The organism is Bowmanella pacifica, assembly GCF_014645355.1.
Lineage (GTDB): Bacteria > Pseudomonadota > Gammaproteobacteria > Enterobacterales > Alteromonadaceae > Bowmanella > Bowmanella pacifica.
In genome coordinates this window covers 821596-842115 of record NZ_BMLS01000001.1, presented here as the reverse complement: position 1 = coordinate 842115, position 20520 = coordinate 821596, and the positions used below count along the sequence as shown (strand labels likewise).

General features: G+C 50.5%; 18 protein-coding genes. 13 read left to right on the top strand and 5 right to left on the bottom strand.

Annotated elements, in window-relative coordinates; genetic code table 11:
* Positions 1–22 precede the first annotated feature (22 nt).
* Positions 23–1333: a DUF5690 family protein gene (locus IEX02_RS03320; protein ID WP_188690250.1), complete on the bottom strand. Its 1311-nt coding sequence runs from the start codon at positions 1331–1333 to the stop codon at positions 23–25.
* Between the two features lie 160 nt (positions 1334–1493).
* On the opposite strand from IEX02_RS03320, the gene IEX02_RS03315 reads away from it, so the two are divergent.
* On the top strand, positions 1494–2114 hold the full coding sequence (locus tag IEX02_RS03315; RefSeq protein WP_188690247.1) for an HD domain-containing protein: 621 nt from the start codon (positions 1494–1496) through the stop codon (positions 2112–2114).
* Between the two features lie 41 nt (positions 2115–2155).
* On the opposite strand, the gene IEX02_RS03310 is transcribed toward IEX02_RS03315, so the two are convergent.
* Positions 2156–3940 carry a serine hydrolase domain-containing protein gene (locus IEX02_RS03310; protein WP_188690243.1) on the bottom strand — a complete coding sequence of 595 codons (1785 nt, stop codon included), beginning with the start codon at positions 3938–3940 and terminating at the stop codon, positions 2156–2158.
* A gap of 185 nt (positions 3941–4125) precedes the next feature.
* Here IEX02_RS03310 and pdxR point away from each other — a divergent pair, with 185 nt between their 5' ends.
* The 7 genes from pdxR to gabT all read left to right on the top strand — a co-directional run bounded on the left by pdxR (position 4126) and on the right by gabT (position 14883).
* Positions 4126–5937 carry a MocR-like pyridoxine biosynthesis transcription factor PdxR gene (gene pdxR, locus IEX02_RS03305; protein WP_188690239.1) on the top strand — a complete coding sequence of 604 codons (1812 nt, stop codon included), beginning with the start codon at positions 4126–4128 and terminating at the stop codon, positions 5935–5937.
* A gap of 108 nt (positions 5938–6045) precedes the next feature.
* On the top strand, positions 6046–6927 hold the full coding sequence (locus IEX02_RS03300; protein WP_188690236.1) for a carbon-nitrogen hydrolase family protein: 882 nt from the start codon (positions 6046–6048) through the stop codon (positions 6925–6927).
* A 99-nt stretch (positions 6928–7026) separates the two neighbouring features.
* Complete coding sequence (locus IEX02_RS03295) at positions 7027–9516, top strand: TonB-dependent receptor (protein WP_188690233.1); 2490 nt, start codon at positions 7027–7029, stop codon at positions 9514–9516.
* A gap of 74 nt (positions 9517–9590) precedes the next feature.
* The gene (locus IEX02_RS03290; RefSeq protein ID WP_188690229.1) at positions 9591–10955 is read left to right on the top strand and encodes a tetratricopeptide repeat-containing sulfotransferase family protein; all 1365 of its coding nucleotides are present in this window, start codon (positions 9591–9593) and stop codon (positions 10953–10955) included.
* Between the two features lie 11 nt (positions 10956–10966).
* Positions 10967–12139, top strand: a complete 1173-nt coding sequence (locus IEX02_RS03285; RefSeq protein ID WP_188690225.1) for an MFS transporter — start codon at positions 10967–10969, stop codon at positions 12137–12139.
* A 19-nt stretch (positions 12140–12158) separates the two neighbouring features.
* Positions 12159–13610, top strand: a complete 1452-nt coding sequence (locus IEX02_RS03280; RefSeq protein ID WP_188690221.1) for an NAD-dependent succinate-semialdehyde dehydrogenase — start codon at positions 12159–12161, stop codon at positions 13608–13610.
* Positions 13600–14883 carry a 4-aminobutyrate--2-oxoglutarate transaminase gene (gene gabT, locus IEX02_RS03275; protein ID WP_188690218.1) on the top strand — a complete coding sequence of 428 codons (1284 nt, stop codon included), beginning with the start codon at positions 13600–13602 and terminating at the stop codon, positions 14881–14883. The genes IEX02_RS03280 and gabT overlap by 11 nt, the downstream gene beginning before the upstream one ends.
* Before the next feature lie 44 nt (positions 14884–14927).
* On the opposite strand, the gene IEX02_RS03270 is transcribed toward gabT, so the two are convergent.
* Positions 14928–15224 carry a hypothetical protein gene (locus tag IEX02_RS03270; protein WP_188690212.1) on the bottom strand — a complete coding sequence of 99 codons (297 nt, stop codon included), beginning with the start codon at positions 15222–15224 and terminating at the stop codon, positions 14928–14930.
* A 71-nt stretch (positions 15225–15295) separates the two neighbouring features.
* Between IEX02_RS03270 and IEX02_RS03265 the strand changes: the two genes are divergently transcribed.
* Positions 15296–15643, top strand: coding sequence for a hypothetical protein (locus IEX02_RS03265; protein ID WP_188690208.1), 348 nt, complete (start codon positions 15296–15298; stop codon positions 15641–15643).
* Between the two features lie 59 nt (positions 15644–15702).
* A complete protein-coding gene (locus IEX02_RS20455; protein ID WP_268237378.1) occupies positions 15703–15837 on the top strand; it encodes a hypothetical protein in 135 nt (44 codons plus the stop codon).
* Positions 15838–16481: 644 nt separating this feature from the next.
* Here the strand turns inward: IEX02_RS20455 and IEX02_RS03260 are convergent.
* On the bottom strand, positions 16482–16622 hold the full coding sequence (locus tag IEX02_RS03260) for an arsenate reductase/protein-tyrosine-phosphatase family protein (RefSeq protein ID WP_229702021.1): 141 nt from the start codon (positions 16620–16622) through the stop codon (positions 16482–16484).
* 294 nt (positions 16623–16916) lie between these two features.
* Positions 16917–17330 carry a hypothetical protein gene (locus IEX02_RS03255; protein WP_188690205.1) on the bottom strand — a complete coding sequence of 138 codons (414 nt, stop codon included), beginning with the start codon at positions 17328–17330 and terminating at the stop codon, positions 16917–16919.
* 94 nt (positions 17331–17424) lie between these two features.
* Between IEX02_RS03255 and IEX02_RS20550 the strand changes: the two genes are divergently transcribed.
* The 3 genes from IEX02_RS20550 (at position 17425) to IEX02_RS03245 (ending at position 20140) form a co-directional block, all read left to right on the top strand.
* Complete coding sequence (locus IEX02_RS20550; protein WP_373284957.1) at positions 17425–17562, top strand: integrase core domain-containing protein; 138 nt, start codon at positions 17425–17427, stop codon at positions 17560–17562.
* A 141-nt stretch (positions 17563–17703) separates the two neighbouring features.
* A complete protein-coding gene (locus tag IEX02_RS03250) occupies positions 17704–18651 on the top strand; it encodes an HNH endonuclease (protein WP_188690202.1) in 948 nt (315 codons plus the stop codon).
* 436 nt (positions 18652–19087) lie between these two features.
* Positions 19088–20140, top strand: coding sequence for a hypothetical protein (locus IEX02_RS03245; RefSeq protein ID WP_188690199.1), 1053 nt, complete (start codon positions 19088–19090; stop codon positions 20138–20140).
* Positions 20141–20520 lie beyond the last annotated feature (380 nt).

Here is a 20520-nt window from a genome sequence, read left to right as displayed (position 1 = left end):
CCCACCGATAAACAAGGCAGTGCTATCCGGCACTGCCTACTGTCGCTAAACGGCTTTGCTGACTGCTTAGCTTGCGGTAGAAGAAATACGCTGAGCCAAACATCATTAAGCTACCCAGTATGCTGATAAGGTAAGCACTTTGTTGCATAAAATGCAGCCAGCTCAGATTGGGATCAAAGAAGTTTTTGTACAGCAATATGCCAACGCTACCGGCGTAGCCCATGGCGTCGGCCAGGTAAATAAGAAATCCGGCATTTGCCTTGTCTTTCACTGCGGATAGCAGACGGTCAAAGAGCAAACAGTTAAAGGGCACATAAGCCAGATAGATGCCGGTGGTCAGCATTATCATCCACACATCCCCCGCCAGCCAGTGCGACTGATACAGCAGAGTCGACAGGCCAATAATGATAGTCCCCAGCACAATCAGAGCATGGTTTGTCATCAGCGCGGCAATATTGTCTTTAACCAACATCACCAGGCTGATGACGCCCAAAATAATAAAAGAGGTGACCAGCGCCGCCTTCGAGAAGATGCTCGGTGTATCGCCAAATCCCAGACTGGTCCAAATCTCGGCGGCAAAGTTGTCGCTGAAATCCCGTATGCCGGTTAGCAGCATATAAGTGAGAATAAGTAGTAGCAGACCCGGCATATATTTGTAGAAAAACTGTCGGCGGTCGGCGGCTGTCATGGGAGGGCGGATATTACGTTCCTGAATATCTTGCTGGTTGGGCGGCGGGACCTGGGCCAGCAAATAAACAGAGATAAACAGCGGCAGAGTAAAGATCAGGCCGGTTAATGCCGGCATCCAGTATTCACTGACGGCAAATTGCAGCATCAGCCACTGGCCGACGGTTTTGACCACGCCGGAAGAGATAATAAAGCTGATACTCAGGCCAGCTCCTAGTACCTCAGACACTCGCCGTCCTTCCAGAAAACTGAAGACCAGTCCCCAGATCATGCCAAGGGGCAAGCCGTTTAAGAATAAGCTCAGCAGTTTCCATTGCCCGGGTAACACGGCAAACAGAACCAGGGCGAATTCAGAGGCCATGACCAGAGTGAGGATCGCAAAGGCCCGCTTGCCCGGTGTCATCTCCGACACCACCTTGATGCCAATAAACTTAGACAGGGCATAGCCCAGCACCTGAGATAGGATCAGGGCGGTTTTAAAGTCTACCGCATAGTGCCATCCCTCCAGTTCCGTAAAACTTCCCACCGCAAAGGTTTTTCTGAAGGCGTACATGCAGAAGTAAGTCATAAAGGCCGCACTGGCTGCATAGATAACAAACCAGAGTGTGGAGCAGCGTTGCAGAGCAAGATGGATCTTTGACGGCATAGTTGAAGGCAGGTAAAGGGAACATAGGCATAAGATAACGGGGGAATATGACAGTTTTTCTATTGGTATATACCAATAATGTTGGATGAATCCGAGATAGGCATTTCTTTGCCATAAAAACTTCTGTATAGTCTGGTCTATACCAGATTTGGGGTGAAGTATGAACCTGACTGTTACAAATGCCGAGCAGGCGGTGGCTTTGATTGAGCAGCTTTATTTGCACTACGGCCAGCAAACTTATGAAGAAAAGTGCACGCAACTCCAACACGCGGAGCAATGTGCAACCCTGGCATTGGAGCAGGGGTTAGGACAAGAGTGCGCGGTTGCTGCCTTCTTGCATGATATTGGCCATTTAATTGCCGACAATCTGCAACTGCCCGAATTTAACGACTATGGGTTACCCAATCATGACGAGCTTGGTGCTGATTACCTGGCACGATGGGGCTTTTCTGAGCGTATCGTGATGATGATCAGGGAGCATGTGCAGGTGAAGCGCTATCTGTCAGCTATTCAGCCGGGTTACTTGACGCGTTTGTCGCATGCCAGTCTGACTACTTTAAGTCAGCAGGGCGGGCCTATGTCAGCCGCGGAGTGTGAACAATACGGCGAGCAGCCATTCCTGGCCGATATTATTCAACTGCGCAATATTGACGACTCCGGCAAGTTACCAGAAATGCAATGCAAGCCATTGTCTTATTGGCTGGCTTGTATGCCAGCCTATATCACCGAGCCGTGCGAGGAAAATGTACCCCTTGTCGAGCCCCAGAATACTGGAGCTTGAGCTTTGCAGCCCGGCCTATGGCCGGGCTTTTTTATTGTCAGCTAGGGACAGAAGCTGCGGATATTATGGGATTCCAGAGCGGCGTCGGCCCAACCGAATTCATCGTTATCACTGAAGTAATAATAAATGCTGTCGTTGGGCAGCAGCACTATGCTGATCCCGCCATAGCCTGACATAAAGGGCACATAGAGATCGCTGCAGCCCGTGTCGGCAGACATGTCTTTGGCCCAGAAGCCGTTTTTGTATTTAAATCCGCTTGTTGGGGTCAGCCCATGGTCATTGCTGTTGCGTTGCAAGGCGGCATTCAGTTCGTTGCTGTCCAGCATTTGCTGACCGTTCAGCATGCCGTTGTCAATGGACAGAAAACGCGCCAGTTTCACCGTGTCGTCGGCATTGTAACTCAGTCCCCAGCCAGCAAAGGGCTGCGCCACACTGTCGTAGGTGCGGCGGGTCGCCAGGCTTGACTGACCGACATTCAGTGGCTTCCATAATTCGTCACGCAGTATGTCTGCAAAAATATCCGTACTGCTGCCTTGTTGCTGCTTCACCATCGCCTGCATGACAGTACCGGCAATGTAAGTGTCTGAGGTGTGATACACCCAAGTGCTGCCTGGGGGGGCCTTACGGCTGTACTCACCACAGGCGTAATTAATTTTGCTGGCATGGTCTTCGGTCAGGAACAAATCATTGGTATGGGTGGCGCCCTCGTCACTCATATAACCACTCAGGTTGTAGTTGCCGGTGGCCATATCCACGGCATTTTCCAGGCTGACATCCTGCCAGTTGCCGTTGCTGTTACAGGCGCCGATGAAACCGGCGATGCTCTGGTTCATCACGTTGCTGTACTTTTGTTCCAGGCGCATCATCGCCACGCCGGCAAAATTGCTTTTGGCGGTGGAGTAGGACGGCACACGCAGCGCCTCGCAATATGGATAGGCGCCCTGACGGGTCTGGCAGCCACCCAGATAATGGGTGCCGTCGATATACAAGCCATATAAGGTCATGTGCTGGCTGCTGATACTGCTGCTGAAATTCGCTACCTGCGTGCCGGGGTAATCAACCGCCAGATCGCTGATGGGTTTAACCGGAATACGCGCGGTCACTTCGGCCTGATGGGCCAGTTTGATATTTTGTGCGTTAGCCACCGGTGTTGGTGTGTAGGTCGCCCCCAGTAAACCCCACATATCGACCTGAAAGTACAAGCAGGTTTCTGAGGCAATCTGATAGGCCACCTGGGTGATACTGCCGTCATCTTTAAAGGCAAAGGTCATTACGCCATTGTGCATGCAGTTGGCATTTTTTTGCTGCAAAGAGAAGGGCAGTGCGGCGCGGGTATAGCCGTTATCAGCGTTTTCATTCCAGACCCGGCCCGGTTCCAGAATGTATTCCCATTCAGGATGGCTATTGGCCAGCATGCCACGTTCCACGGGCACCAGATGACTGCCGGTTTGCACAAAATGGTAATCAAATTCGGGCAGATGTTTACGTGTGGTGTCGCCGCTGCCGGTGTAGCGGAAGCTGTCTTTTACCTCGTTGAATCCGCCGCGGGTGGCTTCATTAGTCAGCACCAACCTACCTTCAAAGGTGTTGGTCGGTGGCGCTGCATTGGCGGGTAGCGCATAGGCTGAGAAGTTCACCATACTGCCCGGATCTGCCGCACTGCTTAAGGTGGTAAAACTCAGGTCGCTGCGACTGACATTGCCGTTGCCGCTGAGGGGATCAAAATCATCCACACCGCCTGGATTTTGCGACCCTGTGCCACTGGCCTGCGTGGATGACATACAGGATGTCATCAGCAAGGCACTCAGAACGTGCGTGGTTTTCATGGTTATCACCTTTTAGTTGGCCGCTATGGTTCGGCTAAGCGCTTTGTATTTTTATGCGTTGTGCCAACGTTAGGTGGTTTTTTAATCGCAGGGTTAGTGCCACATTTATCCTGTTGATGGGGCCAGATTGCATCACCGGAGAATTTGCTTTAGCGTAAAAACAGATGTTAACAAAAGGTGAATGTATGGCGGCGGCGATAATTTATTTAGAAAAAAACAGTGCGCTCAGCCTGCAATGCCAGTTGCGGCAGAAGTTGGTGGAAGCCATCTTGTCTGGCGCACTGCCGGCTCGTAAACGTCTGCCATCGTCACGTAAACTGGCGGAGCAACTAAAAATTTCCCGTAATACCGTGTTGCTGGCGTATCAGCAGTTGATGGACGAAGGTTATCTGGTCAGTCGAGAACGCAGCGGTATTTTTGTTAACGAACGTATTTTTGACGGCAAAGTTGAGTTGGCTTCGGCCGAAGAGCTCAACAGTAACAAGCGCAATCGCTGGCAGCATGCTTTTGTGCGTACCGGCCGCAACGACAGTGAATTCAGGGTGCCGCTGGACTGGCACCGTTATCCCTATCCGTTTTTGGACAACCTGTTTGATACCAGTTTGTTTCCGGTACATGAATGGCGTGAGGCAAGTCGTTTGGCCCTCGGCGTGCGGGAGGTAAACGAATGGGCGTCTTTTGCCACCGATGCCGACGATCCACAGTTGCTGGAAGAGATTCGCACTAAGTTGCTACCCAGTCGCGGTATTAATGCCAATCAAAGTCAGATCCTGATTGTATCCAGTGAGCAGCAGGCGTTGTATCTGCTTTGTCATTTGCTGGTGGACAGCGAGAAAACCGTGGCCATTGAAGAACCCGGTAATCCGGTGTTTAGGCAGTTGGTGCAGAATCAGCGCGGCAAGATACATTATCAGCCGGTAGACGATGCCGGCATGCAAGTGGATAAAAGTCTGGCCAATTGCAACCTGGTATATGTGACGCCCAGCCATCAGTTGCCCACCAATGCCACTATGCCGCTGGTAAGGCGTCAGGCCTTGTTGCGGGAGGCGGCTCGGCACAATGCGCTGATTATTGAGGACGATGCGTCGCTGGAGCACAATTTTCTTGGCCCGCCCTTGCCGGCATTACGGGCCATTGATCGTGATGACAGGGTGATTTATCTGTCCAGCTTGTCCAAGGTATTGTCGCCGGGGTTACGTCTTAGTTATCTGGTGGGGCCCGCAGAGATCATCAATGAAGCGCGGGCCTTGCGGCGAATTTTGTCCGGCTATCCACCGCGCAATAATCAGCGGGCCATGGCGTACTTTCTCTCCCTTGGGCATTACGACGCTTTTATCCGCAAGCTGGACAACACCCTTAAATCTCGCTGGATGGCCCTGCGCGATGCGCTTAATTACAACCTGCATGCCCTGGCCGAAACGATTCCCGCCCCTGGCGGCACCGCTTATTGGGTCAAGGTGCATGATGATATTGATGTGCAGGAGTTGGCGGTGCACGCGGCCCGCGAAGGCATTCTGATTGAACCTATTGATCATTATTACGGTACCGGGCACGCCCCAAAAAATACCTTCCGCTTGGGGATTACCAGCCTGCCTAAAGAGAAGATCAAAGAAGGTATCCGCATTCTTGCCAAGTTACTGCGCAGCCTGGCCTTGCCGGTTACCAGCCCGGCGCCAGATATCCAACTGGATTACGTATCCGGTGACAAGCTTCGCAGCGCCCTGGCCAATGCCGCGCTGATTAGCTCCACCGTGTATGGTGACCCCTACACCATCGACTTTAACCCTAATGGAGAAATCGTCGGGCGCTGCGGCTATCAGGATGAAGACTGTGACACTGGTCGCTGGTGGGTAGAAGGTGACCTTTTATGCCGCCAGTGGCAGGAGTGGGTGTATGGCCAGCGTCAGCAATTCAGGGTAGTACTGCTGGGCAATCGCATTCAATGGTACAACCTGGATGGCGAGCTGATCGTCAACGGTGTACTGCATGCCAGATAGGCCAATTACCAGATTTGGATCCATCAAGGGGCATAAACTGGATCTAGGTGTCTTGCTCACTTACCCCTAGGCTAGCAGAGAACAACAAACACCAAACAAGGATTGCCAATGAGTTATATGGGCATTGCCGGGTTACAACTGGAACTCGCGGCACAAAATAATGTGGCCCTGATTTGCGCTGAAATCACCCGGGTTAAAAAGCGTTTCCCCTGGGTGGAAATGCTGGTGGTCGGGGAGTTGGCCAGTCATGGTTTTGATTTAACTAAGGCCGAGCCCGCTGGTGGGGATACCGAGCAGAGGTTCGCTGCACTGGCCCGTAAGTTGGGGGTGTGGCTGGTACCAGGTTCTTACTACGAGCGCGATGGCGAGCATATCTACAACACCGCGCCGGTGATCAATCCGCAGGGGGAGGTGGTCAGCCGTTACCGCAAGATTTACCCCTTTCTGCCCTACGAAAAAGGTGTCAGTCCCGGCGATCGCTTTGTGGTGTTTGATGTGCCGCAGGTCGGCCGTTTCGGGGTATCTATCTGCTACGACGGCTGGTTCCCGGAAACCACCCGCAGCCTGATGGCGATGGGCGCAGAAGTGATTATTCATCCCACCTTGACCAACACCAATGACCGAGAACAAGAAACCGTGATGGCGCGCGCCAATGCGGTGATGAATCAGTGCTACTTCGTGGACATCAACGTGGGGCCACCGCTTGGCAATGGCTGTTCTATTGTCTGCGACTTTGACGGCAACATTGTGCATCAGGCGTCCGGCCAGGCCGAAGTGATTACCTTTGAAGTGGATCTAAGCGCCCTCAGGCGCGCCCGTGAACGCGGCTTAATGGGGCTGGGGCAACCCCTTAAAAGCCTGCGTGATAATCCTGTGGTTTTCCCAGCTTATCAGGCAGCGCTGGCCCCATCCGAGGCCCTTAATCAGCTTGGTGCCCTTAAGGTACCTGGCCCGGAGAATGGTGACGCGACCACGCTACAAGATGACTGAATTGGTACCAACATAAGGTGATAACTGGTACTAACGAGGCTCTTTTTTTTCACCTAGCTTAAAAAAGCAACAAGCCAAAAACTATAAATTGGGTGACAAATGACACAACTGAACTTCAACAAAAGTAAAATCGCCCTGGCCCTGAGTGCCATTGCCAGCCTGTCGGTTGGTTATGCCCAGGCGCAAGACGCGGAACAAGAAAAAGGCGTGATCGAACGGATAGCGGTGACGGCAACCCAACGACAAATGATGCAGGAAGAGCTGCCTTTCAATATTTCTGCGGTACAAGGTGCGGAAATTGAAGGACAGAACATTGTCGAATCCACCGAATTGCTGCGTACCGTGGCCGGTATTTCCCTGATTGATCGTGGTCATCGCAACTCCGGCACCGCTAACAGCATGGTGATCCGTGGCGTCAACGTTGAAGGCAGTGTGTCAGGTGCCGATGTGGGCCAGTCTACCGTGCCCACCGTATCCACTTACGTGGACAGCACGCCAATTTACGCCAACTTCCTGCTCAAAGACATTCAGCGGGTAGAAGTGCTGCGTGGCCCGCAGGGCACCCTGTATGGCTCCGGTGCCTTGGGTGGAACGGTGCGCTATATCATGAACAAACCTGATGCCGCTATACAGGAAGGCAGTGTCGCAGTTGACTGGAGCAAGACCGACGGCTCCGAGGGCGATAACCTGTCTTTTGATGCGGTATTTAATCAGCCTTTGGGAGACGACGCGGCCTTTCGTATTTCTTTAGGACAGATGGATAACGACGGGGTTATCGACCAGGTTAACCTTTATCAGTTAGACGATAAGGGCATTCCACTGGTGAAAGCCGATGATGGCAGTTGCCAGTCGGTTGGCAGTAACTTAAGTGCCAGCGAACTGGCCTTTAACGGTGCCTGCTATGAGTCGAAAGAGGATGTGGATACGGTCGAGATTTTCTATCTGCGCGCCGGACTTATCTGGCATCTGAGCGACGATATCGAACTGCTGCTGACCCACAATTATCAGGATGACGAAGTGGGCGGACGCCGCGCCGTCACTATTGGTGCCGACTACCTGGGCAACGCCTACGATGACTATGAGAATGGCTCCACCCTGCTTGAACCGGCCGAGCGGGATGTGTCGCTGACCAGTTTGGAAGTGTCTGCCGATTTGGGCTTTGCCACCCTCACCTCCAGCACGTCCCACTATCGCCATAAAGGCAGTGGCTGGCGTGACAATACCAGTATGTGGGTGACAGACCGTAGCAATGGGGTCGGTTTTACTAACTGGTTTAATGCCCTGTACACGGGCAACCCGCGTCCGGCCGCCCATGTGGAAGCCGGGTTTGAAGACAAGGCCCTGATCCAGGAACTGCGTCTGGTATCTAACGACAACGATGCGGTGGTGGATTGGGTCATCGGTGCTTTCTATATGGATCAGGAGCGCACCACCACCAACTTCAGCCATCTGCGCGGTCTGACCGAATACGGTTTTGCCTGTAATGAAGTAGGGGACAGCTGCCCGTCTAACGGCGCCTGGTGGACGGGAGTGACGCCGGTCAACGATATGGACTTCAGTTATATCCGTAATGAGCAGTTCAAAGACAAAGCGCTGTACGGCGAACTGACCTATCACTTCTCGGATGATCTGCGCATTACCGGTGGTTTGCGCTGGTTTAAAAATACCCTGAGTAACGAGACCGCCACCTACTTTGCCTATCTGCAACCTGAGGATATTCCCTTTGAGGCTTTTCCCAGCCAGGATGAGGACGATATTCAGACCAAGTTGAATCTGTCTTATGACCTGCGTGACGACACCATGCTGTACGCCACCTACTCAGAAGGTTTCCGTCGCGGCGGCTCCAACGCCATCCCTACCAGTGGCCCCTTCCAGGAGCTGAACCCTGAGAGCGCCGCCTTGTATGGCAAGGATACGGTGAAAAACTATGAGCTGGGAATTAAGGGTTACCACAAAACCTTCAGCTATTCGGCGGATATCTACAAAGTGGTGTGGGACGACCCGCAGCTGAACACGGCCACCGCCTGGTGGGGCTTCTTTATGGCCCAAAACGGTGATAGAGCCGAAACTCAGGGGATTGAGCTGGAGGCCAACTTTGTTCTCACCGATGCACTGAATATGCGCTTTGGCTATTCCTATACCGACGCAGAGCTGAGTGAAGACTTAATCCAGCCGCAAACCGGCGGCGTCAGCGCCCTGGCCGGTACCCGTTTGCCTGGTGTGTCTGAACATGTGGCTTCCATCAACTTTGTGCATCGCATGGCGGTGAGCGCGGATGTGGAAATGGTCAGCCGTTTAAGTGGTTACTATCAGTCAGACTCGTTGAATACCGTGCTGGCTAACAGCCCCGTACAGGATGAGTTTGACGGTTTCTCCCTGTGGAATGCCTCAGTGCAGTTCCTCAAAGGCGATTGGTCAGCCATGCTGTACATTAAAAACCTGACCAATGAGGAAGGGGTAACCGGCAGCTATCCTGCCAGTTACTGGGGAACCGACACCGGCGTGTTCGAGAACTATTATGGTAACAACCAGAAAAACTACATTTCCCGCCCTCGTACTGTGGGTGTGAATGTCAGTTACCGGTTCTGAGCGAACAAGCGGTTAATTGGCGATGCGGGCGACAAGCCCGTGTCGCTGGCCATTGTATAGAGCAGTCGTAGGCTATGGATTTACATCAACAACTTAACCGCATTAAAAAGCTACTCGGTAATAACCAGCTTACTCTGGCCACCGCCGAAGCTCTGAGGCTGGCCAGCATTTTGCCTGACCAGGCGCGCTGGCATTCCGAACTGGGCTTGGTATTCAACCAGCTTAAACACTATGACCAGGCCATGGGGCTGTTTGAACGGGCTGTCCAACTTGCTCCGGATGCGGCCGATCATCACTACAATCTGGCCACAGTGCAGCGTTTTGTCGGGCGTATAGACCAGGCCCAGCACAGTCTGCAAAAGGCCCTGGCACTGAATCCCCAGGATCACGAAGCCTGGCATTTGCTGGCACAGCTGAATACCCAGACCCTGGCGGATAATCATATTCCGCAATTGCGCCATGCCCTGCAGCAGGCGCAGCATCCCACCGCTAAGGTAAGTTTGCAGTTTGCACTGGCCAAGGAACTGGATGATTTGGGCGATTACGAGGCATCCTTTCAGGCCCTGCAAGAGGGTGCACAGCTTCGCCGCCAGCATATGGACTATCAGGTTGAAGGGGATTTGCAGGTGATGCAGGCCATAGCTAAGGCCTACCCGGCCGAGCGCTTTGCCGAGCCAAAGGGCTGCATGCAGCCCGATCCTATTTTTGTTATCGGCATGCCGCGCACGGGTACCACGCTAGTGGAGCGGATGTTATCGGCCCATTGTCAGGTGCATTCCTGCGGGGAGATTAATAATTTTGCCTTGTCGATGCTGGCCGAAGTCAGCGCCCAGGGCTTGTCCTGTCAGGACCGGCTCAGCTTAATTGCCCAATCCGCCGAGCTGGATTTTGCCAGGGTCGGTCAGACCTATCTGGACTCCCTTAAGCCGTTGCGGGGCACCGAGCCCCGGGTAATTGACAAGCTACCCTTTAATTACCTGTATGCCGGATTAATTCATCTGGCCCTGCCCAATGCCAAGATCATTGAGGTGCGGCGTAACCCTATGGATACCTGCTTTGCGGTGTATAAGCAGCTGTTTCAGAATGCCTATCCATTTTCCTACCAGCAGGATGAACTGGCGGCGTACTTTATTGGCTACCGGCAGTTAATGACCCATTGGCATCAGGTGATGCCGGGCGTGATTTACACCCTGGATTATGAAGCGCTGGTGCAAGCGCCCCGTGCTGAGCTGAAAAAGCTGCTGGCTTACTGCGAACTGGACTGGCAGGACGAATGCCTGGCCTTTGAGCACAACCGTCAGGCCTCCACCACCGCCAGTGCCAATCAGGTGCGTCAACCTTTGTATACCTCGTCACTGGGCAAATGGCGGCATTATCAGCGCCATTTACAACCTATGCTCAGCCGCCTGCAAGCGGCGGGTATCGAACCTATTTTGTAAGGAATCTATACATGCATAGCAGTGAATCCCTGCCTGCCCGCGATTATCGGGTGGGCGAGAACAGTGAACTGGCCAGGGTGTTTCTGGCGTTTCTGGCTACCGCCGGTTTGTTTTATGTGAACATTATGCCGGCCCTGGTGGACGGCCTTATTCAGGGCCTGGGCTTTTCCAACCGCGATGCCGGGCTGGTCAACTCCGCCAATGTGTATGGGGCTGCCATTGGGGCCTTTGTGATAGTGCTGGCGGTTAAAAAACTGAACTGGCGACGCAGCGCTTATGCCTTGCTGGGTGTGCTCATTTGCATTGATCTGGTCAGTATGTTTTTAGCCAGCCCGCAAAGCCTGATGGCGGTGCGTTTTATCCATGGCGTGGTGGGCGGCATGCTGGTGGGCATAGGTTTTGCGGTGATGGCCCGTACTGCGCAGCCGGATCGGGCATTCGGGTATTTGCTGTTGGTGCAGTTTGGCCTGGGCGGCCTGGGCGTAATGTACCTGCCGGGCTTAGTACCGCAGTTTGGTATTGCCGCTTTGTATCTGTCTTTGGTGGCGTTCAGTTTAGTGACCTTGCTGATGCTGCCCTTTCTGGCCGAATACCCCCTGGCCAAGCCCAGCACCCATACTACTTCTGCATCTATTCGCTGGCCTATGCTGAGCCTGGCGCTACTGGCCACGTTTTTGTTTCAGGCCGCCAACATGGGGCTGTATGCCTACATTATCGGCCTGGGTAAGCAGGCCGGGCTGGATATGGCCTTTATTTCACCCACGCTCGGGATTGCCGCCTGGATTGGTATTCTCGGTTCGGTAGGGGTGATCTTATTGTCCACCCGTATTGGCCGGGTTGTGCCTTTGGTGGTGTCGATTTTACTGACGGCGGTGGCGACTTATGTGCTGCATTATGCACAAAGCCCCTGGATCTTCGCCGTGACCAACTGTTTGGTGGGGGCGTCCTGGGCCTTTGCCATTTCGTATCTGTTGGGCCTGAACGCCGCGTTTGATCGCACCGGGCAAACTGCCGCCCTGGGCGGCTTTGCTTCCAAAATGGGGCTGGCGTCCGGGCCTGCGGTGGCGGCCCTGGTGATTAACGAAAATAACTATGCACTGCTGGTAAATCTTGCCACAGTTGCATTGGTTGTCTGCGCCGCGGTGGCATTTTTGCCGGCCAGGGTCTTAGATCATAAACAATGATGTGGTGTGGGAGAGAAGCATGACGCATGATTTTCAGGGCCTGTTAAAACAAGGCTCGTACATTAACGGCCAGTGGCATCAAAGTGCGCGGCAGTTTGTCGTGACCGACAAGGCCAATGGCGAGGTGCTGGCCAGGGTGGCCGACGCGGGCGTTGGTGAAACCGAAGCGGCTATTGACGCGGCCTATCAGGCCTTTGATGGCTGGCGGAATTTGACCGCCAATCAGCGCAGCCAGTATTTGCAGCGCTGGTATCAACTGATGATGGCACATCAGGATACCCTAGGCCTGCTGCTGACCCTGGAACAAGGTAAACCCCTGGCCGAAGCCAAAGGCGAAATTGCCTATGGGGCGGGTTTTATGCAGTGGTTTGCCGAAGAAGCCAAGCGAGCCTATGGCGACATTATTCCTGCGGCTGCCAGTGGCCAGCAAATTCAGGTGGTTAAGTCACCTGTGGGTGTGGTGGCTGCCATTACTCCCTGGAATTTCCCCAATGCCATGATTGCCCGAAAAGCGGCCGCGGCGCTGTCGGCGGGCTGTACTTTTGTGGTACGCCCGGCCGCGCAAACCCCGCTTTCTGCCCTGGCTATGGCAGAGCTGGCCGAGCAGGCCGGTATTCCTGCCGGGGTGTTTAATGTGATCGCCGGTGAAGATGCCGCTGAAATCGGCAAGGTGTTAACCGGCAGTACTAAGGTCGCCAAGTTCAGTTTTACCGGCTCAACCCGTATCGGCAAAATCCTTACCGCGGCCTGTGCCACCACCATTAAGCGGGTGTCGATGGAGCTGGGCGGCAACGCGCCGTTTCTGGTCTTTGATGACGCCGACCTGGATGCCGCAGTCAAAGGCGCCATGGCCTCCAAATTCCGTAACGCCGGGCAGACCTGCGTGTGCGCCAACCGCTTCTTATTGCAAGCCAGTATTGCCCAGGCCTTTACCGACAAGCTGCTCAATGAGGTAAAAGCCCTCAAGGTTGGCCACGGCACCGACAACGTGCAAATTGGCCCGCTGATCAGTGCCAAGGCGGCGGAAGATGTGCACCAGAAGGTGATTCAATCGGTGGCCATGGGGGCCAAGGTGTTGCTGGGCGGTGACTATGACGGCGGGGCTTTCTATCCTCCCACTGTGGTCAGTGCCGTCACCCCGGATATGCCACTGTTTAACCAGGAAATATTCGGCCCGGTGGTAGCTATCTGCGAATTCAGTGACGAACAGCAGGCCATGGCCCTGGCCAATCAAACCGAATACGGCCTGGCCAGCTACTTTTATGCCCGGGATATTGGCCGGGTACAACGTGTTGCCGACGCCTTGCAATTTGGCATGGTGGGGATTAACGAGGGAATTATTTCCAACCCGGCCGCGCCCTTCGGCGGTGTGAAGCAATCCGGCTATGGCCGTGAAGGCTCCATGTACGGGCTGGATGATTATATGAACATACAATATCGCTGTCTGGGAGGTTTGAATCGTGTCGACTAATGCTAAGTTGCAGGAGCGTAAGCTCAGTGCGTTTGCCCGCGGTCAGGGCAATGTGTATCCGGTTTATGTAGAGCGCGCCCGCAACGCTGAGGTCTGGGATGTGGAAGGTAACCGCTATATTGACCTGGGCACCGGCATTGCAGTGTGCAATACCGGCCATGCGCATCCTAAAGTCGTGGCGGCGGTCAGCGAACAAATGGCGCGTTTCAGCCATACCTGTGTGATGGTCAACCCTTACGAGGTGGCGGTGGAACTGGCCGAGCGCTTAAATGCTGCTGCACCAGGGGACAGTACCAAAAAGGCCCTGTTTGTTACCACAGGTGCCGAAGCGGTGGAAAACTGCATTAAGATCGCCAGGGCCCATACCGGCCGTCGCGGCGTGATTGCCTTTAACGGTGGTTTTCATGGCCGGACTAACCTGTCCATGGGCCTGACCGGCAAGGTTGCCCCGTACAAACAGCACTTCGGCCCGTTCCCGGCCGACCTCTACCATGTGCCTTTTCCGAATGCCTATCATGGCATCAGCATAGAGCAGTCCCTAAGTGCCATTGAAACCCTGTTTAAGGTGGATATAGCCCCAGGGGATGTCGCGGCCATTATTATTGAGCCGGTGCAGGGCGAAGGCGGTTTTTATCTGGCCCCGCCGGCCTTTTTGCAGGCGCTTCGTGCCTTGTGCGACCGCCATGGCATAGTGCTGATCTGTGATGAAATTCAAACCGGCTTTGCCCGCACCGGCCGCATGTTCTACAGCGAATACGCCGGGGTGGAACCGGATCTGATTACTATGGCCAAGGGCATTGCCGGTGGCGTACCTATTGCTGCGGTCGTGGGTAAAGCTGAAGTGATGGACGCCGCACCGCCGGGCGGTTTGGGTGGCACCTACGGTGGCTCACCCCTTGGCTGCGCCGCCGCCCTGGCGGTACTGGATATTATTGCCGAGGAAAAACTGGTGGAACGCGCCGCCGCGATTGGCGAGCAGTTCCAGCGCCGCTTAGTGGCCCTGCAACAACGCTATCCACACCTGATAGGTGAGGTACGTAACGCCGGGGCCATGATCGCCATCGAGCTGGTGCAAAACGGCCTGGCCAGTCAGCCCAATACCGCGCTAACCCAGGCCATTATTGCCAATGCCAGTAAGCGCGGCCTGATTTTGCTGGCCTGCGGCTTTTATGGCAATGTGATCCGCTTCCTGCCGCCTCTGACTATAGAGGATGCGGTGTTGGAGGAAGGGCTAAGCAAGTTTGAGGGATTGTTTGCTGAGTTGGCTGGGTAACTAGATGGTTGGTGGGCAGCGCCTGGGCGCTGCCTGCATTTTGATTAGATCACCCCAGACATGGTTAGTTTTCCTTCGACGGCAAGCAAGCCTGCTACACAGACTAGCCAGATAAAAATACACCCCAAAAGCCATCCCAAAGCGCTATTTCTTTGCGCTACCCCTTCCTGCGTGAAGAGACGGTTGATGACAAATAGAAATGGCAGTGTTTTTACTAGCATTGGGTTGTGACATAACTTCAATGCCGTCTCAACGCTTTTTGCCATTTTAGTTACGCAGTAAAGAAAGATGACTACGCTTGGAATCAGGAGTAGTGCTCTTAATAAGACATCGGCGCTCATATAGTCACTTAACAAATGATGTGGAGTGGTTCTTTCATCTATTTGGCGACAACTACTGAAAAGAACTATCCATGTCAGAATTATTGGTTGTATCGGATTTAAGTATCCTTGCCTATAAGTGTTGTGGCAAGGCTTGTGACCTCCGTGTCTTTTATGACACTCCATCCATGGAGCGCCAGTCACTTTTCTTTGCTCGTGCAAAGAAAAGTGACCAAAAGAAACACGCCCGCAGGATTCCCAACAACGTCAGTCCAGAAAACAGTGAAAAAGCGGTCGCAGAAACGACGTTCCCGACGCGTCTTCTGCTCAAGTCGTTCCAGACGACTTGTCCCCATTTTCACTGTCCTCTGAACCGACCGGGAATTTTTAAGCGGGACGAAAGCGGCTTGGGCCGCTTAGGGGGCGAGGTTGTGCTTTGACAAAGTGCTGTCTGCTATCTAGTCTTTTTAGCTCAAGGATATATTCAGAAGGAACTGTTATGCCTAGTGTTACCACCGCTCAATTACCCTACAAGCTACCCGCCACGCCTAAACAGCAATTACAGTATTTGTCTGCCGTTGTGGATAATCCTTATTCTCTGCTGGAAACTACGGAAGTGTTAGAGCTAACTTGATGAAGAGAATTTTAGCCAGATTTTTTCTCTCTATATTGATTTGCTTTGCACTGACTGGCTGTTGGCTTCTATTTGCGGAGGCATACCCCAAAGTTGTACTTTGCATCACGTTTGTTCTGGTTATGTTTATTCTAGTGATTGACTCTGATACATACGAAATAAAATAGGTTAGCACTCTTTTCTAAGAGTGCTAAATGAATTTAGCTATTATATTAAGGGTGAAGAATATATTGGAGTGCTTAATTTGAAGCTGGATTTATTTGGCTGGTTTGTTGGGGTAATTGCCATGCTGCTGCCACTTTACTACATAATTACGAGTAATAATTATGATAGTCACCTGCTATTTTTTACTATTCTAATCCTTTACTTGGGTATTATGCTTAAACGTACATTGTTTAGGGTAAAAGAATTTAGGCAGAAGGTTAGATAACTGAAGATTTTCGATCTTATTCCTCATTGATTTTTCAAATGTTCGGCGTATAAATAAACATCATCCCAGATGCATTTTTTACTCAATTTTCTCCCGGCAAATTGCTCACCTTCTAGCAGTACCTGAACAAACCGTGAGTTTTTAAGCGGGACGAAAGCGGCTTGTGCCGCTTAGGGGATGGATGTTTCAACAACTCTGACCCTTTGATTCTGGTTCAACAACTCTGACCCTTTGATTCTGCGTCATTGTTAATGCCCGCGGAAGAAACCTCCCAGCCCTCAACGCCTTTAAATATCGCTTCTGCTGTAGGGCTTCTAAGCCGGTTTCTGCTGCAGAGGAAGAGTATTTTTTTCATCTCGGATTGTCAGGTTTTATCGCAAAAGTAACGAATAGAGTTGAAAATAGGAAAATTATTGCTGCGATTTTAAACGTTATGTTTTTCACATCATTCGCTGTCTCTAGTTCTATTAATATGTAGGCACACAAATAAGTTGCACCAGAAAATACATACACTAAAAAATTGTTCCACTTATCGACCGCTTTGATCTGGGAGCGGTAAGTTAGAAATAAAGTGACGACACCAATGCATATATAGATCAATGATTCCTCCAAAGGAACGGCACTAAAATATGTAGTTGAGACTCGTGCACTATAGTGACGAAGCTGTGCACGGGAAAATGTCCAAGCTACTTAAGAGCGTTTTTAAACTTACATTACCCACTTTCACCTTGAAATAAAATGAACGGCTGGTACTTTCCTTTTCCAGAAGTATGCCACGCCTAGCGGGTAACCATTGATGGGAACTGTCCTTGTCAAAATGGTTTTCAGTATCCTTTTCTTGAAGTGTTGTGGCAAGGTTCATGACTTCCTTGTCTTTTATGACACTCCATCCATGGAGCGCCAGTCCCATTTCTTTACTGCGCGGTAAAGAAACGAGACGCAAAGAAAGCGCGCCCGCAGGATTCCCAACAACGTCAGTCCAGAAAACAGTGAAAAAGCGGTCGCAGAAACGACGTTCCCGACGCGTCTTCTGCTCAAGTCGTTCCAGACGACTTGTCCCCATTTTCACTGTCCTCTGAACCGACCGGGAATTTTTAAGCGGGACGAAAGCGGCTTGTGCCGTTTAGGGGGGGGGATGTTTCAACAACACTGACCCTTTGATTCCGTTTATCAAGTCACGAAATAGGAGTTTCTACAATAAGTACTTCAACTGGCCCTGGCTCGAATCATTACCCGATGCTAAATTGAAAATCAAAGCTTGGCGGGATGACTATAAAAAGAGTCGACCTCTCTGAGCTTTAAGTAACCTTCAAGCCTCTCTGCATGTGGCATCCATTGAAAATTGAACAGCTCGGTTCATTCTCTAGGTGGTTCAAAAAAATGGGCCTATCAGGGGAATGGTAAATTTATATATTCTTTTATAAGTAACAGGGAATATGGCTAAAGTAAGAAAAAAAATGAAAGTTAGAAAAATACATGATAAGGATTTTAAACCGCAATATTTAAGTGGAACATCAAAACCATTTAAGGAAGGCCGTAAAGCAAAGTCTAAGTTAGAGAAATCTGTAAAGGTGGAGGGTGGGAAATACATTGCCACTGCCAGTAATGATGCAGGTGAAGTGCTTTATAAAGCTGAAGCTAGAAATCATTCAAATGCGATGGAACTTCTAGAATCTAAGATTGGTAAGGGACATACGATAGATGTTGAGAATATTTTAAACCAAAAGGAAGATAACCTGACGACCAGTTTATCTTATCTTGAGCAATCTAAATATTCAGATTCTACCCCGCCAAATACGAAAGAAGTTAGCACTGTTTTTATGGCAGTGCCTGACGATATAACTCAAGTCTCAAATTTGAAAATAAAAGAGTTGTTTGAGCGTCATGAAGAACTTGATGATGAGGAGCTTATTACCCTAATTGAACAAGAGTATGCAAAGCGTTTTGATTTTCCACTAGCTGAAAATACAACTTTGCTCAATTATGAAGAGCATGCCAAGATTGATGAAGATGAAATGTCTCACGATTTTTTTGATACAGCGGAAGTAAAGATCAGAAAGAAACAAAATAAATTCAGAGAGAGTATACTGCGAGCCTATGGGGGACAGTGTATGGTGACTGGGTGTACAGTTATTGTGGTTTTAGAAGCAGCTCACATAATACCTTTCAGTGAAAGCCCTGATAATAGCCTTGATAATGGTCTCGTCTTGAGGGCGGATATTCACAAATTATTTGATAGTAATCTGATAAGAATTACCAGCGGTTATAAAGTCAAAGTTGATTATCAGCTTAAGGGGACAGAGTATGAATTGCTCGAAGGAAAGGCGCTAACCTCCAAAACAGGACTGCTTCCGAGTATGAATAAAGTTAGTGCAAGGCTCTAATAGTGCGATTCAAATCAAAGGGTTGAGCCGGTACTTCATGGATTGGGTGTCATAAGAGACAAGGTGGTCACACACCTTGCCGAAAGGCCTCTATGAAAGGATACTGGAAACGAATACTACTTTGTGCCAACCAAGGAGGCTTAATCCTAGGAAAGTGGAAGTTTATATCATTCGTTATGTGCACTTAGGTCACAGACGAAAAAGGATCTCAAAAACGTCGAAAGAACTATGTAACGCTCTCCCTTCTATCTACTGATAAGTTTAATCATCACATTCATCGTGTTTGTTGGGCACTTCAGTTGGAGGAGGAAATGGGATACAAATAAATTTATAATAATCTAATTTTCTTTAAAATAACATATAAGATTAACTTGGTGTGGAATCGCCGAAATTAAACTTGTTTTAGAATGGATTTTAAATGTGGTATGGAGAGGATATGTTTGCAACCAAAAGAAAGGAACCTCTTTGTTCTGGGTCACAATTTATATATCTAGATCAAAATATTTTAGATGCATTTCTGAATGATAAATTAATCAATCTTAAGGAGGTTCTTACACGTCAATTCCAAGTCGTTTACTCCAATGAAACACTAGAGGAGATCAAACGTGCAGGGGAAGCATCTTCTAAATATTCTGATGCATTTCTTAGCCTTCTTGAAAGAATGAATGCAGTTCATATTTCAGTCGTTTTAGACAGTGATTTTCATGAGACTGACTGTGTGAAGGTAGTCGAAGGTGACCCTCGTGAGATTTTCCTTAAATATTGCGAATCCAACCCTATCTTTAATGATTTGGCAGAAAGTATGCGCCAAATTGGTTTTAAAGTCTGTGGGGGGAGGCAAGGAGAATCATTAGAAGATATTGCGAAAGGTAGTGTAGATGCATTTGAAAACCTGTCGAATTACATTGATGAATTAATTTGTGAGATTGATAGTTCTCTCCCGGAGATCGCACAAAAATTAAGAGCAGAGAATGTTCGATGCTTTGATGAGTACAAATCACTGTCAGAGAAAAATTCAAGAAAAATGGCAGAACATATTGTGGATGAAAAAAATTGGTCTGGAATCAAAGAGTTTAGGCAGCACTTTAGCTTAGAGCCTTATCGCTTCAACAACATCAAACCGCCTAACATATTGAATAAAATATGGGATGTAATGATATCATCGAAAAAGATGCCAAAGGACTTAGATAGCATCGATGACTTTTTTATGTTTAATAAACAGGAATTGATACCAGGTCAGCCTTTTCTCAGACATCAAAAAGTGTTGGGAGCTTACAATATACTAAACACTATCGGGTACTATCCCGACAAGCCTCTGCATAAGAATAGAGGCTTCAAAAGAGCAACTAGTGATCAAATGCATGTCTCTCTCGCCAGTTTTTGCAACTGTCTTATTACTGCGGACGAGCGATTATACAAAAAAGCCGAAGCCATTTATGAATACCTCGATGTACCAACAAAGGTAATGTACTTCGACAAAATCATTTAGGAATCAAAGAGTCGGAGTTGTTGTACACCTATTCCCTGTAGGCGGCAGAGCCGCCTTGAATTCCCCTTTAAACGCCATGTCCAAGCTGGTCGCCAGGTAATCGCCTGACGATTATGCAAAGTATGTCCTGTACTTTGTCCTACGGGCCATCCTATGGATGTCCCAAATGTCTCCCGGAAATTTGGTCATGGATGAGAATCGAGCCGATACGAACAGGGAGTGAGTGGAGGCGACCGGCGTTTACCCAGTCCAGTTTGGACATTGTATGGTGTTAGAAAATCAAAGAATCAAAAAGCCAGAACTGCTGAAACATCCCCCTTAAGCGGCCCGAGCCGCTTTGACCCCCGCTTAAAAATTCCCGGTCGGTTCAGGGAGCAGTG

Bases quoted from the DNA above. Each gene is read 5' to 3' on its own strand.
- IEX02_RS03320 (WP_188690250.1), bottom strand. From the start codon at position 1,333: ATGCCGTCAAAGATCCATCTTGCTCTGCAACGCTGCTCCACACTCTGG.
- IEX02_RS03315 (WP_188690247.1), top strand. From the start codon at position 1,494: ATGAACCTGACTGTTACAAATGCCGAGCAGGCGGTGGCTTTGATTGAG.
- IEX02_RS03310 (WP_188690243.1), bottom strand. From the start codon at position 3,940: ATGAAAACCACGCACGTTCTGAGTGCCTTGCTGATGACATCCTGTATG.
- pdxR (WP_188690239.1), top strand. From the start codon at position 4,126: ATGGCGGCGGCGATAATTTATTTAGAAAAAAACAGTGCGCTCAGCCTG.
- IEX02_RS03300 (WP_188690236.1), top strand. From the start codon at position 6,046: ATGAGTTATATGGGCATTGCCGGGTTACAACTGGAACTCGCGGCACAA.
- IEX02_RS03295 (WP_188690233.1), top strand. From the start codon at position 7,027: ATGACACAACTGAACTTCAACAAAAGTAAAATCGCCCTGGCCCTGAGT.
- IEX02_RS03290 (WP_188690229.1), top strand. From the start codon at position 9,591: ATGGATTTACATCAACAACTTAACCGCATTAAAAAGCTACTCGGTAAT.
- IEX02_RS03285 (WP_188690225.1), top strand. From the start codon at position 10,967: ATGCATAGCAGTGAATCCCTGCCTGCCCGCGATTATCGGGTGGGCGAG.
- IEX02_RS03280 (WP_188690221.1), top strand. From the start codon at position 12,159: ATGACGCATGATTTTCAGGGCCTGTTAAAACAAGGCTCGTACATTAAC.
- IEX02_RS03270 (WP_188690212.1), bottom strand. From the start codon at position 15,224: ATGAGCGCCGATGTCTTATTAAGAGCACTACTCCTGATTCCAAGCGTA.
- IEX02_RS03265 (WP_188690208.1), top strand. From the start codon at position 15,296: ATGTCAGAATTATTGGTTGTATCGGATTTAAGTATCCTTGCCTATAAG.
- IEX02_RS20455 (WP_268237378.1), top strand. From the start codon at position 15,703: ATGCCTAGTGTTACCACCGCTCAATTACCCTACAAGCTACCCGCCACG.
- IEX02_RS03260 (WP_229702021.1), bottom strand. From the start codon at position 16,622: ATGAAAAAAATACTCTTCCTCTGCAGCAGAAACCGGCTTAGAAGCCCT.
- IEX02_RS03255 (WP_188690205.1), bottom strand. From the start codon at position 17,330: ATGGGGACAAGTCGTCTGGAACGACTTGAGCAGAAGACGCGTCGGGAA.
- IEX02_RS03250 (WP_188690202.1), top strand. From the start codon at position 17,704: ATGGCTAAAGTAAGAAAAAAAATGAAAGTTAGAAAAATACATGATAAG.
- IEX02_RS03245 (WP_188690199.1), top strand. From the start codon at position 19,088: ATGTTTGCAACCAAAAGAAAGGAACCTCTTTGTTCTGGGTCACAATTT.